Origin of the sequence: Paraburkholderia graminis (assembly GCF_003330785.1) — a bacterium.
Classification (GTDB): domain Bacteria; phylum Pseudomonadota; class Gammaproteobacteria; order Burkholderiales; family Burkholderiaceae; genus Paraburkholderia; species Paraburkholderia graminis.
Map to the genome: position 1 here is coordinate 2,439,286 of NZ_CP024934.1, position 17,755 is coordinate 2,457,040.

16 protein-coding genes are annotated in these 17,755 nt (G+C 62.8%); 3 read left to right on the forward strand and 13 right to left on the reverse strand.

Annotated features, from left to right (window positions below; translation table 11 throughout):
* Positions 1-8: 8 nt before the first annotated feature.
* Both CUJ91_RS10800 and CUJ91_RS10805 read right to left on the reverse strand, forming a co-directional pair.
* A complete protein-coding gene (locus tag CUJ91_RS10800) occupies positions 9-809 on the reverse strand; it encodes an SDR family NAD(P)-dependent oxidoreductase (protein ID WP_053858320.1) in 801 nt (266 codons plus the stop codon).
* A 160-nt stretch (positions 810-969) separates the two neighbouring features.
* Positions 970-1,941, reverse strand: a complete 972-nt coding sequence (locus tag CUJ91_RS10805) for a GlxA family transcriptional regulator (protein WP_114156209.1) — start codon at positions 1,939-1,941, stop codon at positions 970-972.
* A 220-nt stretch (positions 1,942-2,161) separates the two neighbouring features.
* Between CUJ91_RS10805 and CUJ91_RS10810 the strand changes: the two genes are divergently transcribed.
* Entirely contained in the window at positions 2,162-3,811 is a 1,650-nt protein-coding gene (locus CUJ91_RS10810) for an FAD-dependent oxidoreductase (RefSeq protein ID WP_107706636.1), read from the forward strand.
* A 110-nt stretch (positions 3,812-3,921) separates the two neighbouring features.
* Positions 3,922-5,292 carry an FAD-dependent oxidoreductase gene (locus CUJ91_RS10815; protein WP_107706635.1) on the forward strand — a complete coding sequence of 457 codons (1,371 nt, stop codon included), beginning with the start codon at positions 3,922-3,924 and terminating at the stop codon, positions 5,290-5,292.
* Positions 5,293-5,467: 175 nt separating this feature from the next.
* Here CUJ91_RS10815 and CUJ91_RS10820 read toward each other — a convergent pair whose 3' ends face one another.
* The 10 genes from CUJ91_RS10820 to CUJ91_RS10865 all read right to left on the reverse strand — a co-directional run bounded on the left by CUJ91_RS10820 (position 5,468) and on the right by CUJ91_RS10865 (position 16,385).
* Positions 5,468-6,370, reverse strand: a complete 903-nt coding sequence (locus tag CUJ91_RS10820) for an SMP-30/gluconolactonase/LRE family protein (protein ID WP_114156210.1) — start codon at positions 6,368-6,370, stop codon at positions 5,468-5,470.
* 37 nt (positions 6,371-6,407) lie between these two features.
* The gene (locus tag CUJ91_RS10825; RefSeq protein ID WP_107706634.1) at positions 6,408-7,349 is read right to left on the reverse strand and encodes a 3-hydroxyacyl-CoA dehydrogenase; all 942 of its coding nucleotides are present in this window, start codon (positions 7,347-7,349) and stop codon (positions 6,408-6,410) included.
* Positions 7,350-7,364: 15 nt separating this feature from the next.
* Positions 7,365-9,464, reverse strand: a complete 2,100-nt coding sequence (locus tag CUJ91_RS10830) for an ABC transporter permease (protein WP_107706633.1) — start codon at positions 9,462-9,464, stop codon at positions 7,365-7,367.
* Between the two features lie 10 nt (positions 9,465-9,474).
* Positions 9,475-10,998: a sugar ABC transporter ATP-binding protein gene (locus CUJ91_RS10835; RefSeq protein WP_107706632.1), complete on the reverse strand. Its 1,524-nt coding sequence runs from the start codon at positions 10,996-10,998 to the stop codon at positions 9,475-9,477.
* A 10-nt stretch (positions 10,999-11,008) separates the two neighbouring features.
* Positions 11,009-12,148 carry a sugar ABC transporter substrate-binding protein gene (locus CUJ91_RS10840; RefSeq protein ID WP_107706631.1) on the reverse strand — a complete coding sequence of 380 codons (1,140 nt, stop codon included), beginning with the start codon at positions 12,146-12,148 and terminating at the stop codon, positions 11,009-11,011.
* A 39-nt stretch (positions 12,149-12,187) separates the two neighbouring features.
* Entirely contained in the window at positions 12,188-12,967 is a 780-nt protein-coding gene (locus tag CUJ91_RS10845; protein WP_114156211.1) for an N-acyl homoserine lactonase family protein, read from the reverse strand.
* A gap of 16 nt (positions 12,968-12,983) precedes the next feature.
* On the reverse strand, positions 12,984-13,916 hold the full coding sequence (gene kce / locus CUJ91_RS10850; RefSeq protein WP_006051452.1) for a 3,5-dioxohexanoate:acetyl-CoA acetone transferase: 933 nt from the start codon (positions 13,914-13,916) through the stop codon (positions 12,984-12,986).
* Between the two features lie 15 nt (positions 13,917-13,931).
* Complete coding sequence (locus CUJ91_RS10855) at positions 13,932-14,738, reverse strand: SDR family oxidoreductase (protein ID WP_006051451.1); 807 nt, start codon at positions 14,736-14,738, stop codon at positions 13,932-13,934.
* Between the two features lie 31 nt (positions 14,739-14,769).
* Positions 14,770-15,495: a GntR family transcriptional regulator gene (locus tag CUJ91_RS10860; RefSeq protein ID WP_006051450.1), complete on the reverse strand. Its 726-nt coding sequence runs from the start codon at positions 15,493-15,495 to the stop codon at positions 14,770-14,772.
* A 260-nt stretch (positions 15,496-15,755) separates the two neighbouring features.
* Positions 15,756-16,385, reverse strand: a complete 630-nt coding sequence (locus CUJ91_RS10865) for a TetR/AcrR family transcriptional regulator (RefSeq protein WP_232292347.1) — start codon at positions 16,383-16,385, stop codon at positions 15,756-15,758.
* Positions 16,386-16,409: 24 nt separating this feature from the next.
* Between CUJ91_RS10865 and CUJ91_RS10870 the strand changes: the two genes are divergently transcribed.
* Entirely contained in the window at positions 16,410-17,159 is a 750-nt protein-coding gene (locus CUJ91_RS10870; RefSeq protein ID WP_107706630.1) for an SDR family oxidoreductase, read from the forward strand.
* A 99-nt stretch (positions 17,160-17,258) separates the two neighbouring features.
* On the opposite strand, the gene CUJ91_RS10875 is transcribed toward CUJ91_RS10870, so the two are convergent.
* Positions 17,259-17,717, reverse strand: coding sequence for a GntR family transcriptional regulator (locus tag CUJ91_RS10875; RefSeq protein WP_244231007.1), 459 nt, complete (start codon positions 17,715-17,717; stop codon positions 17,259-17,261).
* Positions 17,718-17,755: the final 38 nt, after the last annotated feature.

The following is a 17,755-nucleotide window of genomic DNA, read 5'->3' on the forward strand; positions in this document are numbered from 1 at the left end:
AACCAATGTCAGTGAGTGGTCGTGTAGCGCGGTGCCGGAACGTTGGTCGACAATAGCGGCGACATTGCACGCCTCGCGCTTTCGTATTCTTCCCATTTGGCGACGTCGTGCAGCGAAGGAATCGTCACGAGCTCGCCCCGCTCGAACCCGACCAGCGCCGCATCGACCATGTTTTCCGCGGACATCACGATCGACTTGTCCAGGTTTTCGAGGGGTAGCCCTCCCGTTTGCCAGAAATCGGTAGCCGTTGCGCCCGGCAACACGGCCTGGATCCGAATTCCTTTGCCGGCAAGCTCGTGGTGCAGGGACTGGCTGAATGCGAGCACGAAGGCCTTGCTTCCACCGTAGACACCATTGAGCGCTTCCGGCGCAATCGCGACGATCGACGAAATATTGATGACAGCGCCTTTGCCGCGCGACACAAAGCCGGGCACGGCGGCGTAGGTAAGACGCATCACGCTCGTCACGTTGAGATCGATCATGCGCGACATCGCATCGACGTCGCTGTCCTCGAGAGGCGTGTGCGTACCGACGCCCGCGTTATTGACCAGCAGGGTGATCGTCGCGTCCTGTTTCAGCTTTGTTTCGACGATCGAAAGGCCGGCCCGAGTCCCGAGGTCGGCGTCGAGAATCTCGACACTGCGTTGGGTTTGCGTCGTGATACGGCTGGCTAGCGCGGCGAGGCGCTCACGGTTGCGGGCAACGAGTATGAGTTCGTAACCGCGTCGCGCGAGGCGTTCGGCATACACCGCACCCATACCGGACGATGCGCCCGTAATCAGTGCTGTGCCCAAATGTGCTTGCGTCATCATGTCACTCCGGTTGAAGACAGTTGTGCCGGAGTGAATTGTGGTGCCGAAGGCCACCAACTCAAATGACGTTAAAGGTCATGTTTTAGGACATTCCAGATAGAAGGGATGACCGACTGGCAGCCCGTCGAATTTCTCGCGGCACTAAAGCCGTCTCTTTCTATTCGTCGATCGGGTGATCGTCGCCGGTCACATTCCGCGACTCTCTCCTCAACGACTGAGGAGTGATTTGATAGGCCCGCGTGAACACTTCCCGGAGATGACGCCTGTCACGAAATCCTGTTTCGCGCGCAATTGTTTCAAGTGAATGACGGCCACGTTCAATCAGATTTCTCGCCTCTTCCAGACGCAGACGTTCGATTGCCTTCGCGGGAGATATGCCGGTCTCGGAAAGAAAAATGCGCGCGAATTGCCGGCTGCTCAGATGCGCTGCCTTCGCTAGATCGTCCACGCGCAAGGGTTTGGATAAATTGAGGCGTGCATGTTCGAGCGCCTTCTGGACCCGGTCCGACTTTGGCGCGAGCGCCAGCATTTCAGAGTGCTGCGACTGCCCGCCCGAGCGCCGATGCGTCATGACCATCGCACGCGCCACCCTGGTCGCGAAGTCCGCACCCATGTCCTTCTCCACCAGGCCAAGCGCCAGGTCCATCGCCGCCGTCAAACCCGCTGACGTCCATATCGGGCCATCGACGATAAAGATGCGGTCGGCTTCGACCTGAACGAGCGGCCAGCGCGCCTGCAAAGCGTCTGCGAACGCCCAATGCGTGGTCGCGCGTTTACCGTTTAGAAGCCCGGCTTCAGCGAGAACGAACGCACCCGTACAGAGGCCCGCGGTGCGCCGTGAGCGCGCGGCCGCCTCGCTGATGAATCTGAGTTCTTCGGCGGTTGTGGTGCGGCCGGTTGGATTGGCCACGCCGCTGATCATCCAGGTGTCTGCCGTCGCATTCGAATCGGCCGGCCTGGTCATGACGGAGACGCCGAGCGACGAGCGGATTTCTCCGCCCTGCAGCGAGTAATTCGTCACATGATAAATAGGCTCGCGCGCAACGACGTTGGCGATTTCAAATACGGTCTGGGTCCCAATGGCCATGACCTGGAAGTCGTCCGTCAAGAAGTAGCCAATCCGATGCATTAATACGCCAGCCGTGGTGTCCGAAAACGTGAGTATAAATGTCGTTGTAAAAGCCTGCCTGCGGCATGGATGATAAGCATCCTATCCGCCAATACCGTGCCGCTAGTCCGGCATAACAGCGCGCTGTGTCGATGTCTGTGTCGACGTCTGTGTCGATGTAATAGCCGGCTCAATCAGGCGCGTGGAACTTCCCATCGCGCACGCAACCGCAGGAACGCAAATGAGCAGCTCCACATGGTTAGCGCCAGCTACCGACCGTCATGAACAGAAGTATCCGCAACTGACCGAGGCCGAATTAGCACGACTGCGTCAATACGGCGTTGTTCGTTCGTGGACATCGGAACGGATTTTCGAAGTCGGCGCGCCAGGGTTCGGGATGTGCGTGGTATTGCACGGGATGATTCGCGTGAGTAGCCGCGACGCGTTCGGGCGTCATGCCGTCGTTAGCGAAAACGGTCCGGGACACTTCGTTGCGGAAGTCGGACAGCTATCCGGCGGTCGATGCATAGTGGACGGCGATGCGGTCGGCGATGTATCGGCCATTCACATCCTCCCCGACAGACTGCGGGCGCTCCTGATCGCCGAAGCGGAGCTGGGTGAGCGCATTATGCGGGCGCTTATTCTCAGGCGGGTTGCGCTTATTGAGCGAGGCAATGGGATCGTTATAGTCAGCCAACCGCATAACGCCCGCCTCCACGCATTGCAAAGTTTCCTGCGACGTAACAATGTTCCTCATGCGGTCATCGGCGCGTCGTCAGAAGACGACGACACAGCCCGTTACGTAGCGAAGTGGGTACGCGATGACGCCGACTACCCGCTCGTGCTGCATCCAGACGGGACCATCTTGCGAGCACCCGATGAAGCGGAGCTTGCCAACGCGCTGGGCTGGCTCCCTGATTTCGATCCGGAGCATGTCTACGACGTCGCAATCGTCGGAGCGGGTCCGGCGGGTTTGGCGACAGCCGTCTATGCCGCGTCCGAGGGGCTGAGAGTCATCGTACTCGATCATAGTGCGCCAGGCGGACAGGCCGGTGCCAGCGCCCGCATTGAAAACTTCTTCGGATTCCCAACAGGCATCTCCGGCCATGCGCTCACCGCCCGCGCGTACGTACAGGCACAGAAATTCGGAGCCGACGTAGCCATTCCCGCTCAGGCGGAAAGCCTCGATTGCGGCATAACGCCGTTCGCGCTGCGCTTGTCCTCCGCCGTGACCATCCGGTCCCGAACGATCGTTATCGCTTCGGGCGCGGCTTATCGCAGACCCGACATTCAGGGCTTGGAACGCTTCGAGGGACGAGGAACATACTATTGGGCTTCGCCGGTCGAGGCGAAGCTTTGCGCGGGACAAGACGTATTGCTGGTCGGCGGCGGAAACTCCGCGGGACAGGCCGCCGTGTACCTCGCGTCGCGCGCGCGGCGAGTTCGCATGCTGGTACGTGGACAAAGCCTGAAGGCCAGTATGTCGCAATATCTCATCGACCGTATCGCTGCTCTGGACAATGTCGATGTGACGTACGGCACTCAGATCACCGCGCTGAGAGGCGCCAGGACGCTCGAGGAAGTAGAGCTTTTGAGCGGGACGCAACGGTCGGTTGTATCCGCGGAACACGTGTTCCTGTTTACCGGTGCATCTCCCAACACGTCGTGGCTTGACGGATGCGGCGTCGCCGTCGACAAAAACGGCTTCGTGCTTACGGGCGAAGGCGCCGGACCTGGGTCGCAAGAGCATGAAACAAGCGTGCGCGGCGTGTTCTGTGCGGGGGACGTCCGCTCGACTTCGACCAAACGTGTTGCCGCGGCGGTGGGAGACGGTGCTGCCGTCGTCGCGCAGATTCATCGTCAACTGGAGCGGACGGTCGCTCAGGCATAAGCGCCGTCGTGATGGATTGGCGTGCAGCACACAGCACGATGCTAGTGCTGATTTTCAAGGTACCGCCGATGTCGGGCGATGATAGTTGACGGGCAAAAAGGAACTCCGCGATGACAACGATCGAGCACTTCGAATATGTATTTCTTGGCGGCGGCAAAGGTGGCAAGACACTGGCGATGGAACTCGCGCAGGCGGGCCGCAAGGTTGCCGTGATCGAACGAGGCATGATCGGCGGATCGTGCATCAACGTGGCATGCATACCGACCAAGACGCTGATCCAGACCGCGCGCACCGAATACATACTGCATCGACAGGATGGCAGGGCCGCGGACATGGCCAAAGTGTCGCAGCGCGTGAAAGCCGTGGTCGACGGTATGGTGGAAATCAATCGCAACGCGTTGCGTGACTCCGGCCTCGAACTCGTGCTGGGCACGGGCCGCTTTGTCGGACCGCGCCGGCTCGAAGTGAAAACCAATGACGGCGGTCTGCGAATGATCGAAGGCGAACATGCTTTTATCAACACGGGCACGACGGCGGCGATTCCCGATGTGCCGGGATTGAAGGCCGCCGAGCCGCTGACGCACGTCGAAGCGCTGGTGCTGACGACGTTACCCGAAAGCCTGATCGTTCTCGGCGGTGGATATATCGGGCTCGAAATGGCGCAGGCATTCCGTAGACTGGGCAGCAAGGTCACGCTGATACAGGACGCGCCGCGCGTGGCGATGCGTGAAGACGAGGACGTCACCGAGGCGATCGAGGCGGCGCTGAAAGAGGAAGGCATCGATATCAGAACCGGCGCGAGACCCGCCAGCGTGACGGGCAAGTCGGGAGAGTTGGTGACAGTGGTACTGCAGAATGGCAGCACGGTGAGCGGGAGTCATCTTCTGGTCGCGGCGGGCCGCACCCCTGGCACGTCCGGTATCGGCCTCGACGCCGCCGGGGTCGAAGTCGACGCGCGCGGCTTCATCAGAACGGACGAACGTCTCGCGACGACAGCAGAGCGCACATGGGCCATCGGCGAGGTCGCAGGCACACCGATGTTCACGCACGCATCGTTCGACGATTACCGCGTGTTGCGCTCGCAACTCGCTGGGGAAAATGCGAAAACCACGCGCGACAGAATCATTCCGTATGCGCTCTTTATCGAGCCGGAACTCGGTCGTATCGGTCTCAGCGAAGCCGACGCGAAGGCGCGCGGCATCGCGGTACGTGTTGCAAAGCTGCCGATGGCGGCGGTGCCGCGGGCGCGGACGAACGGCGCGACGAAGGGCTTCATGAAAATGCTGATCGACGCGGACTCAGACGCCATCCTTGGCTTTGCGATGCTGGGCACCAATGCCGGCGAGGTAGTGACCGCGGTGCAGATGGCGATGCTCGGCGGATTACCTTATACGGCCGTGCGCGATGCAATCATTGCGCATCCGCTGATCTCCGAGGGCCTCAATATCCTGCTTGCGAAGGTGCCGCAGCGTGCGCCCTAATGAGGAGCCGCGATAGAGACTTGCAGCGATGAACCTCCTTGCTTGTCTGCGATTACCCAGGCCGGTCCAACCGGCGGCATGCAGCCCGCGCACGGCGTGCGCGAAACCATGTCGAACGACACTGCTTTTGTCCGGGGAGTTTGCAAGAATCGCGTGACGTTGGCGGCCCGCTCTCTCACCCAGCGAAACGCGGCTCCGGCAAACCGCGCACTCCCAGCCCCGTCACCGCGAACAACCCGCCCTTCTCGCGTTCTTTCTGCGGAATGCCCCACATCGGGCGGCCCATCGTCGTCACGTAGAGCGTGTCGAGATTCGGGCCGCCGAACATCACGCTCGTCAGATTGCGCACCGGGAATTCGACGACGCGGTCGAGCTTGCCGTCCGGCGCGAAGCGCAAGATGCGCCCGCCGAACACCAGCGCGGACCAGACGTAGCCTTCCTCATCGACGGTTGCGCCGTCGAAAGTGCCGGCCATGTCGCGCGCCGATGCGAACAGGCGGCGGTTGCCGGCGGCGCCGGTTTCGATGTCGTAGTCGTACGCGTACATCTCACTGCTATACGTGTCCGTGAAGTACAGCGTGCGATTGTCGGGGCTCCAGCAGGGTCCGTTCGAACAGCTGATGCCCGAGTCCAGCCGCGCCAGCGTGCCGTCGATATCCAGGCGGTACAGACCGCCGCTGCGCGTTGAGCGCTGGCCGCGATCCGCGTCGTAGCGGTCGAAATCGTAGGACATCGTGCCCGCGATGAAGCGGCCGCGCCGGTCCACCTTGCCGTCGTTGAAGCGGGTCTCGGGATCGTCGCTTTCCGGATCGGCGATGAACTGCACCGTCTGCGCATCGAAGTCGTAAAAATGCAGGCCGTTGGCAAGCGCCACGACCGCGCCGCCCTGCTCGCGCAGCGCCATCGAACCGATATGACGCGGCACGAAAAAGCGCTTTACCTCGCTGCCGTCCGCGCGGCAGCTATAGATTTCCGCGGCGGTACTGTCGATCCAGTACAGCCGTTCCTCCTTGACATCCCATAGCGGGCCTTCACCAAGATGATTGTTCGCATCCACGAGCAAGCGTACTTCAGGCATCGTCGTCTCCTTGTTGGCACGATGTTGGCGCTTCGGTTCACTCGTTGTCCTTGAGCGCGCGCCGATGAGCGAGCAGCGCCATCAGACGCCGATCCCGCCAGCGGCTGCGCTCCTCGATACGCTCGCGCGGCAGCGCGGCACGCCGCTCGGCATCGAGGCGGTCCAGCGTGGCGGCGGCCCAGTCAAAAGGCACGCGCGTTTCGGCGATGCTGCGGTATGTGCCGCCATAGCGCTGTGCATAGTCGGCCACGCCGCCCGGCGCGTTCAGATCGATCGTCTCGAACGGGCCCATGAAGGACCAGCGCATCGCGAGACCGTCGCGCATCACGGTGTCCAGATCGGCGGCGCTCGCATAGCCCTGCTCGTAGAGGCTCAACGCCTCATCGAGCACCGCGCCTTGCAGGCGGTTAAGCAGAAAACCCGAGATTTCGCGATTCACGGTGACCGGCTTCTGTCCAGCTTGCTCATAGAAAACGCGAGCACGTTCGAGCGTGTCCTGCGATGTCCAGGGCGCCCCGCACAACTCGACGAGCGGCACGAGCGACGGCGGGTTCACCGGATGCGCGACGAGACAGCGCGCGCGGCCTTGCAACGCTTCGGTGAACGTGGATGCCGGCAGACCCGAGGTCGAACTGGCAAGCAGCGCGTCGGGCTTCGTCAGGCGGTCTAGCTGCGCAAAGAGCGTGCGCTTCACGTCGACGATTTCGGCAATGTTCTCCTGCACGAGATCCGCCTCTGCGACCGCTTCGGCAAGGGTCTCGCATGTTGTGATGCGCGCGACGATCGCCTCTGCCGGCTCGTCGATCAGATCGAACGACGCGAGGTCCTCCACGCTTTCGCGAATGGCCGGGACAGCGTCCCTCAGCATGTCTTGCGAGGCGTCGTGCAACTTCACGTCGAAGCCGCTGCGCGCGAACACAATCGCCCACGCGCGCCCGATGCGCCCCGAACCGATTACCGCTGTCGTCTTCGTCTGCATGAATGTGTCCCGATGTTATGCGCGCCGGTCGCGCAGCGTGATGACGGCCGCCAGCACGACGAGCCCATTGATGATGTCGCGCACGGCGGGCGGCACGGTCGTGCCCGCGAGCAGCGTGCCGAGAGCGGTCAGCAGCAGCGCGCCGCCGAACACGCCGAGATAATGCCCGCGCCCGCCGGTGATCAGAGCGCCGCCCACGACGACCACCGCGATGGACGGCAGCAGATACGGATCGCCCATACCGAGGAACGCCTGCGAGCTGAACCCCGCGAGCAGCAAACCGACGAGCGCCGAGCACAATCCTGAGAGGCAGTACACGGCGATCAGCGTGGTGCCGACACGCACACCTGAGAGCTTCGCCGCGACCTGCGAATTGCCGACCGCGTACACGCGCCGCCCGAACGGCGTGCGATGCAGCAGCAACAGCGCAAGCGCGAGAAACACCGGCACGCTCCATGCGGCGAACGACAAGGGCCCGAGTTTGCCGTTGGTGAATTCGCTGATCGCGGACGGCGACCAGCCTTGCGGCGAGCCATTGCAGTAGATCAGCGTGAGACCTTGCAGCAGGCCGTTGGCGGCAAGCGTCACGACGATTGGCGGAAGGCCCAGCATCACGACGCCCACGCCGTTGAATGCGCCGACGAGCAGGCCGACGCCGAGCACGGCCGGGACCGCCCACGCCGCCGCGGCGTTCGCGCCGTGCGTGAGGCCCGTGAGAAGAACGCCGGCCAGCGTGATGAGCCAGGGCATCGAGAGATCAAGTCCGCCGGTCAGGATCACCGCGCCCTGTCCGAGGCCGAGAATCGCGAGGAACAATGTCAGCGTCAGCAGGCTGCTGTAGAAGTTCGCGCTGGTCAGCACCGCTGGGCCATACACGAAGCCGGTGATCGCCACTACCGCGAAAAACAGCAGATACGCCGGCACGACATACTTCACCCACTCGCGGTTGCGCTCGATCCAGTCCGCAATCGCGCGGCCCTTCAGCTCCGTGTTGGCGATCGGCTGAAAACCGCTCACTTCGAAGGACACGCGCCGCGCGTGAGCGTCGTTCTTCACTCGCGTGCCGGTTCGCATCGCCCTCAGCCATTGTGCCGCGTGACGCGCGCATTCATGCGCGGCCGACTGTTTGCCGATCGACGAACCGAGTACCGCGAGAATCAGGATCACCGCTTCCGCGATCGTCGTGAAGAACGCCGACACGTTCAGCACCAGCAGGATATTCACGGTGACCATCAGCGTCATGGCGGCGAACACCGTGCCGACGCAGCCGCCCCGCCCGCCGCCGAGCAACGTTCCGCCGAGCACCACGGCGGTAAACATCGACAGCAGCAGCGGACGGCCGACGAGGGGATCGGCAGAGCCCGTCTGCGCCGACACGTACAGGCCCGCCGCCGCGTAGAACATGCCTGCGAGCGCGTAGGTCATGATGCGATAGCGCGTGACGGGCATGCCGTTGGCGTACGCGCTGTCCGCGTCGCTGCCGAGCGCGTACAGACCGACGCCGAAACGCGTGCGCCGGATAAACGCCCATATCAGCAGCGCGGCGATCAGCACGCCGGCCGACATCGGCAGTTTCCCGTCAATCAGATCGGATGTGATGAACGCGCCGAACTCGTCGCCGACGCTGCCGCCGGGCTTGTTCTGGATCAGCAGCGTCACGCCCTGAACCATGAACATGGTCGCGAGCGTGACCACGATGGATTGCAGGCGGAACCACGCGATCAGCGCGCCATTGATCAAACCGATGCCGCCGCCTGTCGCGAGAATCAGCGCCGCACCCGCCCATTGTTGAAGCGGCGTGCCATGCACGAAGCGCACCGCGAGCACGTTGGCGAGCGACACGACTGCCGACGCGGACAGATCGAAGCCGCCCGACAGCACGACGATGGTCTGTCCGAGCGCGGCGAGCGCGAGCGTCGTCGCGCTCGAAATGACGGAGCCGATGTCGTACGCGCCCACCGGCGTGGCCGACAGCGCGCCCCACGCAACGAGCATTGCGACGAGCGCGCCGATCGCGATGATCAGTCCGCGATGATGATCGACTCGCGCGGCCCAGGCAGCGCCCGCGCCTCGACGCACGATCCCGCTGTCGGGCGACGCAATAGCTATTTTCATGGCCAACCTCTCAGCTGGAAAGCATGTTGCGCATCACGGCTTCTTCCGTGAGCGCATCGCCGGACAATTCTCCGACGTTGCGGCCGCGATACATCACCGACACGCGGTCGCACACATTGACGAGTTCGGGAACATCGGTCGAATAAAACAGCACGGCGCCGCCTGCCGCGGCGAACGCGCGCATCAGCACGAAAATCTGATGCTTGGTGCCCACGTCGATGCCGCGCGTCGGATCGAACATGAGCCAGACGCGGCTTTGCGTGAGCATCCACTTGGCCATTGCGATCTTTTGCTGGTTGCCGCCCGAGAACGACAGGCACGGCTTGTAGAGCGCGCGCGGATTCACTTCCATCTGCGCAAGCGACCTGGCGATCGCGGCCTGCTCGCGCTTGCGGTCGATCAGTCCAAAGCGCGCATAACGTCCGATCACCGGCAGCGACACGTTCTCTCCGCCGGGCAGACGCAGAAACAGACCTTCGGTCTTGCGGTCTTCAGGCAGAAAACTGGTCGACACACCGGCCTTCAGCGAATCGGCGGTCGAGGTCAGCGTGACCGGCTTGCCGTCGATACGGATTTCGCCGTCGTCGATATAGGTGGCGCCGAACAGCGCCTCGAACAGTTCGCGCTGGCCCATACCCTGCAACGCCGCGATGCCGTGCACTTCGCCGGCGACAAGCGTCAGGTCGAAGTCGCTCACCACGCCGTCCACGCGGATGCGGCGCGCCTGCATGGCGGGCGGCCGGGTTTGGCCCTGCGCCAGCGCCGGCGGCGCGACCTTCGGCGGATATTTCGCTTCCATGGAGCGGCCGATGACGAGGCGGATTACCTCGTCGTCCGAAATGTCGGGCGTGTCGAATGAGCCGACATCGCGGCCATTGCGATACACGGTGAGGCTGTCGCAGAACTCGCGCACTTCCTGCATGCGGTGCGAGATGAACACGAACGTGACGCCCTTTGCCTTTAACGCATCGATCCGGCGCGAAAGCCACGCCACGTCCGCGCCCGACAGCGACGAAGTCGGCTCGTCGAGCAGCAGTACTTGCGGGCCACGCAGGATCGCCTTCGCAATCTCGATCTTTTGCCGCACCGGCAAGGACAGATCGCGAACATACGCACCGGGGCGCACGTCCGGCAGATCGAGTTCTTCGAGCCACTGCGCCGCCATGCGCTGCGCCTCGCGCGTTCTGATGCGGCCGAAGAGCCCGGTCGGCTCGTACGACAGAAGCAGGTTCTGCGCGACCGTGAGATCGCGCACCAGCGTCATCTCCTGAAACGCCGTCTGCACGCCGGCGCGATGCGCGTCCTGCGGGCCGCGCATCGTCAGGTCGCGGCCCATCACGCGGATGGTGCCCGCGTCGGGCTGCATCAACCCGGACAGCAGCTTGACGGTGGTGGACTTGCCTGCGCCGTTCTCGCCGAGCAACGCGTGCACGGCACCGCGCTTGACGCGAAACGACGCGCCGTCGAGCGCGACGGTGGCGCCGAAGCGCTTGGTCACGTTCGACAGGTCGATGGCGAGAGATGCGTCGCTCATGACAAGGTCCTCAGTCCTGGTTGCCCGTGAGCGCCGCGTTGAAGCCGACCTCTCTGGTTTCCTCGGAATAGATGTCCGCGAACCAGCCCGGCGGCACCTTGTCCGGCATGAAGGCCGTGCACCCCGCCTTCAGTTCGTCGATGCTGCCGGTCTTGCACAGCCTGGACTGCGGCGTTTCGACGAGCGGCAGCTTGAGCGTGATGCGCTGCGGGAAGTCCTTGCCGTCCAGCTTCTGCACGGCCATCTTGAGCGCCATTGCACCCGAATACGGCGGCGCGCCATACGAAATCGAACGGTAGCCGATCGAGCGATAGGCGCCCTGCCCTTTCACCTCGCCAGGCGGCAGCATCTGCACGCGATGACCGTTCGACGACTCACCCGCGCAGGGCTTGATCTTGTCGTCGGCGATGCCGGCATCGAGCTGCATCGACGCGGCGGTGAAGCAGCCGACCTGCATCCACAGCCCGTCGATCTTGTCCCAGCTATTGGTCGCGAGAATCTTCGACAGCTCGGTCTTGGCCGTGGCCTGACTCCACATGCCCGTGCCTTCCGCCACGACCTTGATGCCGGGGTACTTCGAGAACACGGCCTTGGCGGCTTCGGTGCGGGCGCGATCCACCGACGTGCCCGGAACGCCGTTGATCAGCACGATGTTGCCCTTGCCGTTCAGCGTCTTCGCAAGCCATTCCGCCGTGACGGTGCCGGCCTGGTGCTGGTCGATCGTCACGTTGTGGGCGCACGGTTCGGTCACTTCGCCGTCGTAGGCCGCGACGACCACGCCCTTCGAGCAGGCGTTCTTGATTGCGCGGTTCAGCGCCGTGGGCGAGATCGGATAGATGATGATCGCCTTCGCGCCCGCCTGCACCATCGAGTTGATCTGCTGGATCTGCTTCTGCGCGTCGGTGCCCGCGACCTGCACCTCGAGATCGACCTTGTCCTTCAGCGCGGGCGTGTTCGCCATCGCCTTGACCATGTTCGCGGCCTCGGTCTGCCAGTCGTTGCCGACATAGCTCATCGACAGGAACACCTTGTACTTGCCCGCCGCATGCGCCTCGCCGGAGACAGCGAGCGCCGCAGCGAAGCCGATACCCATACCGATACCGAGCGCCGTCAGTCCCGCACGACGAATAGATTGCGTCCATGCTTTCATGTCATCCTCCAATGTTCGTTTTTTGTGTCGAACTACGCTTCAGCCAGAAACCGGTACATGCGGCAAGTGCGCACTGGCCGGCAATGCGATACCCGCGCTGCCCGGCACGACGTTGGGATCGTGGCCGGGGATCACGTAATCGGCGATCTGGCGAATGCGCGTGAGCGAGCCCATTTCCGCAAGCGTCTCGTGCACGATGCCCACCGGCACCAGATCGACGATGTTTTCCATGCAGTTCGCGCAATCCCCCGCGATCAGCACCACGCCGTCTTCCGTATCCACCGCAACGGATTGATGGCCGGGCGTATGTCCTGGCGTCGGCACGACGCGCACGCCCGGCACGATATCGGCGACGCCATGCACGAACTGCCAGCGGAAATACGCGAGCGGCTCGCGGCCGATCAGAAACTCCTGGTAGTACGTGGCCTGCGTCGGCAGAGGCTGGCCCGCGTATTCCCACTCTTTCGCCTGCACGATAAAGCGCGCGTTTTTGAACAGCGTATTGCCGCCCGAATGGTCGTAATGCAGATGCGTGTTGATGACAATGTCGACCTCGTCCGCGCTCCAGCCGACGTATTGTTTGAGTGCGCGCTCGAGCTTCTCTTCCGGCGCCTGGTCGCAAGGACACACGAAGTCCGACACCCAGCCCGGATCGTGGATACCTGTATCCACCACGATCTTTTTCTGCGCGCCGACAATCGCCGTGGACCACACCGGCACCTTGATCGACTGCCCGAAATAGCGGCCGTACACCTGTGACGAGCGATCGACGGTGAGCCAGCCCGTCGGCATCGCGACTACTTTCAATCTGGCGTTCACGCTGCGCTCTCCGCTATCAGAAGTTGGTGTTGGCCGCGCCCTTGAGTTGAAGCATCTCGCGCGCTTCGGCGGGCGTCGCGATATCGAGCGACAGGCCTTCGATCACCTGGCGTATCTTGCGGACCTGCGCCGCGCTCGATTCCGCGAGCTTGCCCGGCTCGATCCACAACGAATCTTCAAGGCCGACGCGTGCGTTCGAGCCTTGCGCCACGCCGATCGAAGCGAGCGGAATCTGATTGCGTCCCGCGCCGAGAATCGACCACACGTAGTCCTTGCCGAACAGGCGATCCGCCGTGCGGCGCATATGCGCGAGGTCTTCCGGATGCGCGCCGATGCCGCCGAGCAGACCGAATACGCTTTGCACGAAGAACGGCGGCTTCGCGAGCCCACGGTCGACAAAATGCGCGAGGTTGTACAGATGCGAGATGTCGTAGCACTCGAACTCGAAACGCGTGCCGTTCGCCCCGCAAGACGTCAGGATGTATTCGATATCCGCGAACGTGTTCTTGAACACCAGATCGCGGCTGTTCTCCAGATGCTTGCGTTCCCAGTCGTACTTGAGTTCCTTGAAGCGCTCGAGCATCGGATACAGGCCGAAGTTCATCGAGCCCATGTTGAGCGACGCCACTTCCGGCTGAAAATGATGCGCGGGCTTCAGGCGTTCCGCGACCGTCATATGCGGGCTGCCGCCCGTGGTGAGGTTGATGACTGCATCGCATTCGGCCTTGATGCGCGGCAAGAACTCCTGGAACACGGCGGGGTCCTGGGTCGGATGACCGTCGTCCGGATCGCGCGCATGCAGATGAATGATCGCCGCGCCTTCTTTCGCCGCGGCAAGCGCGGCATCGCCGATCTGTTGAGGAGTAACCGGCAGATACGGCGACATCGACGGTGTATGGATTGCGCCCGTCGGCGCGCACGTGATGATGACCTTGCGTTTCGTTGCCATGTGAGCCTCGTGCGGTTAGAGGAATTCGACGTTGCCGCAGACGGATATCGCTTGTCCCGAGATGCCGCTGCCGGCGGGCGAACACAGAAAGAGCGCGGTGGCGGCCACTTCTTCCGGCGTGGTCATACGGCGCAGCGAGATTTTGGCGAGATACTGCTTCTCCATCTCTTCGTAGGAAAGCTTGAGCTGCTTCGCGCGCGCCGCGATCACGCGCTCGATGCGCGGGCCTTTCACAATGCCGGGCTGTATCGCGTTGACACGGATATTCGAAGGCCCGAGTTCGATGGCAAGGCTCTTGGTCATGCCGACCACCGCCCATTTGGTCGCGGCGTAAGGCGTGCGGAACGCATAACCAAGACGCCCGGCCACCGACGACAGCGCGATGATGGTGCCGCCATCGCGCGCCTGCCTGAGAAGCGGCACCGCGCGGCGCGCGAAATAAAACTGCGCGTTGAGATTCACGTCGACCGTGTTGTTCCATTCCTGCTCGTCGAGCTCGTCGACGCCGCCGGTCGGCCCGGCAATGCCTGCGTTATTGACCAGCACGTCGAGACCGCCAAGCTCCGCCTGCACATCGACGAAAACGCGCTCCACGGCCGCGCGATCCGCCACGTCGGCGAGCGTCGCCGTGATGCGGTTCAGTTCCACACTTTCCTGGGCTTTTTGAAGCGCGTCGATCGCCTGCTGGCTCGCATCGCAAACATGCACGCGAGCACCTGCTTCGATGAACGCCTGGGCCATCACGAGGCCGATGCCCGATGCGCCGCCCGTGATAAGCACGCGCAAGCCCGCGTGCGGCTTCAGCATCTGAAGAACCGTCATTGTCTGTCTCCGTTGTCCGTGTTTTTACAACTCAGGCGCGTGCCTGTTCGCCGGGGTCTTCGCCGTCCTGTATCGCGCTTTGCAAGCGCTCCTTCAGATCGGCGGCGGCTTCGCCGATGTCCTGCTCGATGCCCGCGCGCGCGCCCTCGCCGTCGCTGCGCCACAGGGCCTCGACGATATGGCGGTGTGCATCCATCGACCTGCGCATGTGCGGAATGTCGGGGGCCACGAGATTCAGAAACGGGCCGATGCGCATCCACAGGTTTTGAATCGTGGACAGCGTGATATCGCTCGCGCCGTGCGCATAGATCGCGATGTGAAATTCGAAGTTGCTGCGCAGATAGGCCGGCACATCGCCCGCTTCGACGTGCGCGTTCATGGTGTCGAATACCTGTTGCAACACAGCGAGATCTTCGCGGCTCATGCGAGTCGCAGCCCGCTTTGCAACGGCGCCTTCGAGCGCGATACGCACGTCGCGCAACTCTTCGAGGAGTTCGACTGTCATGGGCGGGACGATGAGCGCGCGGCCCGGTCCGTCGATCAGCGCGCCCTCGGCTTGCAGGCGTGTGAGCGCCGCACGCACCGGCATGGTGGACGAGCCGACCGCGTCCGCCACGCTGCGCAGGCTCAGCAATTGTCCTGGCGCGAAGCGTCCGGTCATGATCGCTTCCTTGAGTTGCGCATAGACGCGACCGGCCATCGTTTCACGCGCCACGAGCTGAAGCTCGGGCAGGTCTGAACTCGTGCGTGGCGCCACTAATGCCTCCGTGGATTCGCTGCGATGTGAGATTCCGGCGCAAGTGTGACCTGTGATCACACTTGCGTTGAAAGAAGTTTGGCCTTTGCTCGAGCCCGAGTCAACCGTGGATTGCTAGGGGAAAACGCGGAAGGCTTTCCATCGCGTTGGGCCCCAAACAGGCTTCAACCGATGCGGCGGCCGCAGTACAAAAACGCTCGGCTTAAATGAAACAGCCTGAACGCTCATGATCTCGAGTCGAGACGTCGCTGGTGCCGCGCTTACGTTTTGCCGATGCCGTCGAAGAAGAGATCGATCAGGTGGGTGACGCGGGATCTGGTTGTGCCGCCTTGCTCGACGGCGAGAGCGATCGCCGTCACGACACACACGAGATCGCCGATGGAGACGTCCTTTCGAACCGCCCCCGCCTTTTGGGCCCGCTCGAGCAGCCGGCGTCCTTCTTCACTGCCGGCGCGGCAGCCAGGCGTCCCTTCCTGTAATACCGTTCCGAGCAACGCAGCGAGCCCGCGATAGTGGTTCGCGTGGTTCACGAGCTCCTTGACGAAGGCGCGCAGGGACGCGATCGGTTCGAGCTTGTCATCGCGTGCGCGGCTTGCTTTGGCAAGCGACAGCAGGCGCTCATCACTCGCCGCGGCAAGCAGCGCGTCGCGCGTCGGGAAACGGCGGTAGAGCGTGCCGATACCAACGTTGGCGCGCCTCGCGATATCGTCAAGCGAAACCTCAGCGCCGCGTTCGAGAAACAGCGCTTCCGCCGCTTCGAGAATGCGTTCCCGGTTCCGGGCTGCATCGGCGCGCAGCGGTGCTTCGTCGGTCGTCGAACACTTTCTGTTCATCGTTGCCTTGATTTCTGTTGATAAGTGGATGATGCCTCCATATACTAAGTGGAGCAATACTCCACTTAACGAGGAACGCATATGGCAAAGCGATTCGGGAACAAGGTTGTAGCAATCACCGGCGGCAGCGAGGGCATCGGCCTTGCGAGCGCCAGGCTTTTCGCGGACGAAGGCGCGCGGGTCTACATCATGGGGCGCAGGCAAGCTCGACTGGACGAGGCGATACAGGAAATCGGCAACGGTGCGGTGGGCGTTCGGGGGGACGCGAGCAACCTCGCCGACCTTGATCGACTGTATGAGCGCATCCAGCGCGACCACGGCAGGCTCGACGTGGTTTTCGCAAATGCAGGCGTTGCCGAGGTGGAGCCGCGTCCGCTGGGCACCATCGACGAGGAGGGTTTCGACAGGCTTTTCGGCCTCAACGTGCGCGGCATGCTCTTCACTGTGCAGAAGGCCTTGCCACTACTTTCGTCGGGTGGCGTTGTCGTCCTCAATGGCTCGGTGGCTGGCAGCAAAGGCTTTCCTGGCCAGTCGCTCTACAACGCAAGCAAGGCGGCTGTGCGGTCGTTTGCGCGAAGCTGGACGACCGACCTGAAAGAGCGAGGCATTCGCGTGAACGTGGTCTCGCCGGGCGGGACCGAGACAAGCCCGATGCGAAGCTACCTCGATGCGCGGCCCGGAGTCGAAGATATGCTGAACCAGCTCGTGCCGCTGGGGCGTCTGGGCCAGCCGGATGAAGTCGCGCGCGCCGTGCTCTTTCTGGCGTCGAGCGAGAGCAGCTATATCGCGGGCGTTGAACTGTTCGTGGACGGCGGGTCCATTGCCGTTTGAGCCCTCGATGTCGCTGTCGCGCCGCTCTCGCCGGGCGGGCGCGGATTTCCGCGGCGAGTGAGCGAGGTTATGCCGGACGTACGAATGCGCGCGCCTGGCTCACTCGTCAGTCTGTGAGCGAAGAGAACCCACCGCATCGACAAGAATGCACCCTGCGTCATCGATATGTTTTTCCATCAACGCACAGGCACTCCGATCGTCTTTCGCTTTTATCGCTTCCAAAATCTCCAGATGCTCGTTTTCTGATTTGACGTCCCACTCAATCAGCGTCGATGTCGCATACATGTAGCGAAGTCGCGCCTCATGCAGGGCGTCAATATGTGAAAGCAGCCGAGGCATTTGGCAGGGTCGATAAATACTTGCATGGAATTCCCGGTTGGCGGCCTCCCACGTGCTGATGTCACGGGCCGTGTTCCCTTTGTGCATCGCGTTTTCTGCACACGTGATGTCATCTTGAGTCAGGTTGGGTATCGCGTACCGGAGCGCCAGAACCTCAAGTGCGGTACGCATCCGGGTAATCTCAATGATGGATGCCTGATCGAGCAGTGGGACATACACGCCTTTACGCTCGCGCGAAACCAGCAGGCCGCGAGCTT

What these genes read in the sequence shown, in the direction of transcription:
- CUJ91_RS10800 (WP_053858320.1), bottom strand. Translation starts at nt 809, where the DNA reads ATGACGCAAGCACATTTGGGCACAGCACTGATTACGGGCGCATCGTCC.
- kce (WP_006051452.1), bottom strand. Translation starts at nt 13,916, where the DNA reads ATGGCAACGAAACGCAAGGTCATCATCACGTGCGCGCCGACGGGCGCA.
- CUJ91_RS10810 (WP_107706636.1), top strand. Translation starts at nt 2,162, where the DNA reads ATGAGCAGCTCCACATGGTTAGCGCCAGCTACCGACCGTCATGAACAG.
- CUJ91_RS10840 (WP_107706631.1), bottom strand. Translation starts at nt 12,148, where the DNA reads ATGAAAGCATGGACGCAATCTATTCGTCGTGCGGGACTGACGGCGCTC.
- CUJ91_RS10855 (WP_006051451.1), bottom strand. Translation starts at nt 14,738, where the DNA reads ATGACGGTTCTTCAGATGCTGAAGCCGCACGCGGGCTTGCGCGTGCTT.
- CUJ91_RS10805 (WP_114156209.1), bottom strand. Translation starts at nt 1,941, where the DNA reads ATGCATCGGATTGGCTACTTCTTGACGGACGACTTCCAGGTCATGGCC.
- CUJ91_RS10835 (WP_107706632.1), bottom strand. Translation starts at nt 10,998, where the DNA reads ATGAGCGACGCATCTCTCGCCATCGACCTGTCGAACGTGACCAAGCGC.
- CUJ91_RS10830 (WP_107706633.1), bottom strand. Translation starts at nt 9,464, where the DNA reads ATGAAAATAGCTATTGCGTCGCCCGACAGCGGGATCGTGCGTCGAGGC.
- CUJ91_RS10820 (WP_114156210.1), bottom strand. Translation starts at nt 6,370, where the DNA reads ATGCCTGAAGTACGCTTGCTCGTGGATGCGAACAATCATCTTGGTGAA.
- CUJ91_RS10825 (WP_107706634.1), bottom strand. Translation starts at nt 7,349, where the DNA reads ATGCAGACGAAGACGACAGCGGTAATCGGTTCGGGGCGCATCGGGCGC.
- CUJ91_RS10870 (WP_107706630.1), top strand. Translation starts at nt 16,410, where the DNA reads ATGGCAAAGCGATTCGGGAACAAGGTTGTAGCAATCACCGGCGGCAGC.
- CUJ91_RS10815 (WP_107706635.1), top strand. Translation starts at nt 3,922, where the DNA reads ATGACAACGATCGAGCACTTCGAATATGTATTTCTTGGCGGCGGCAAA.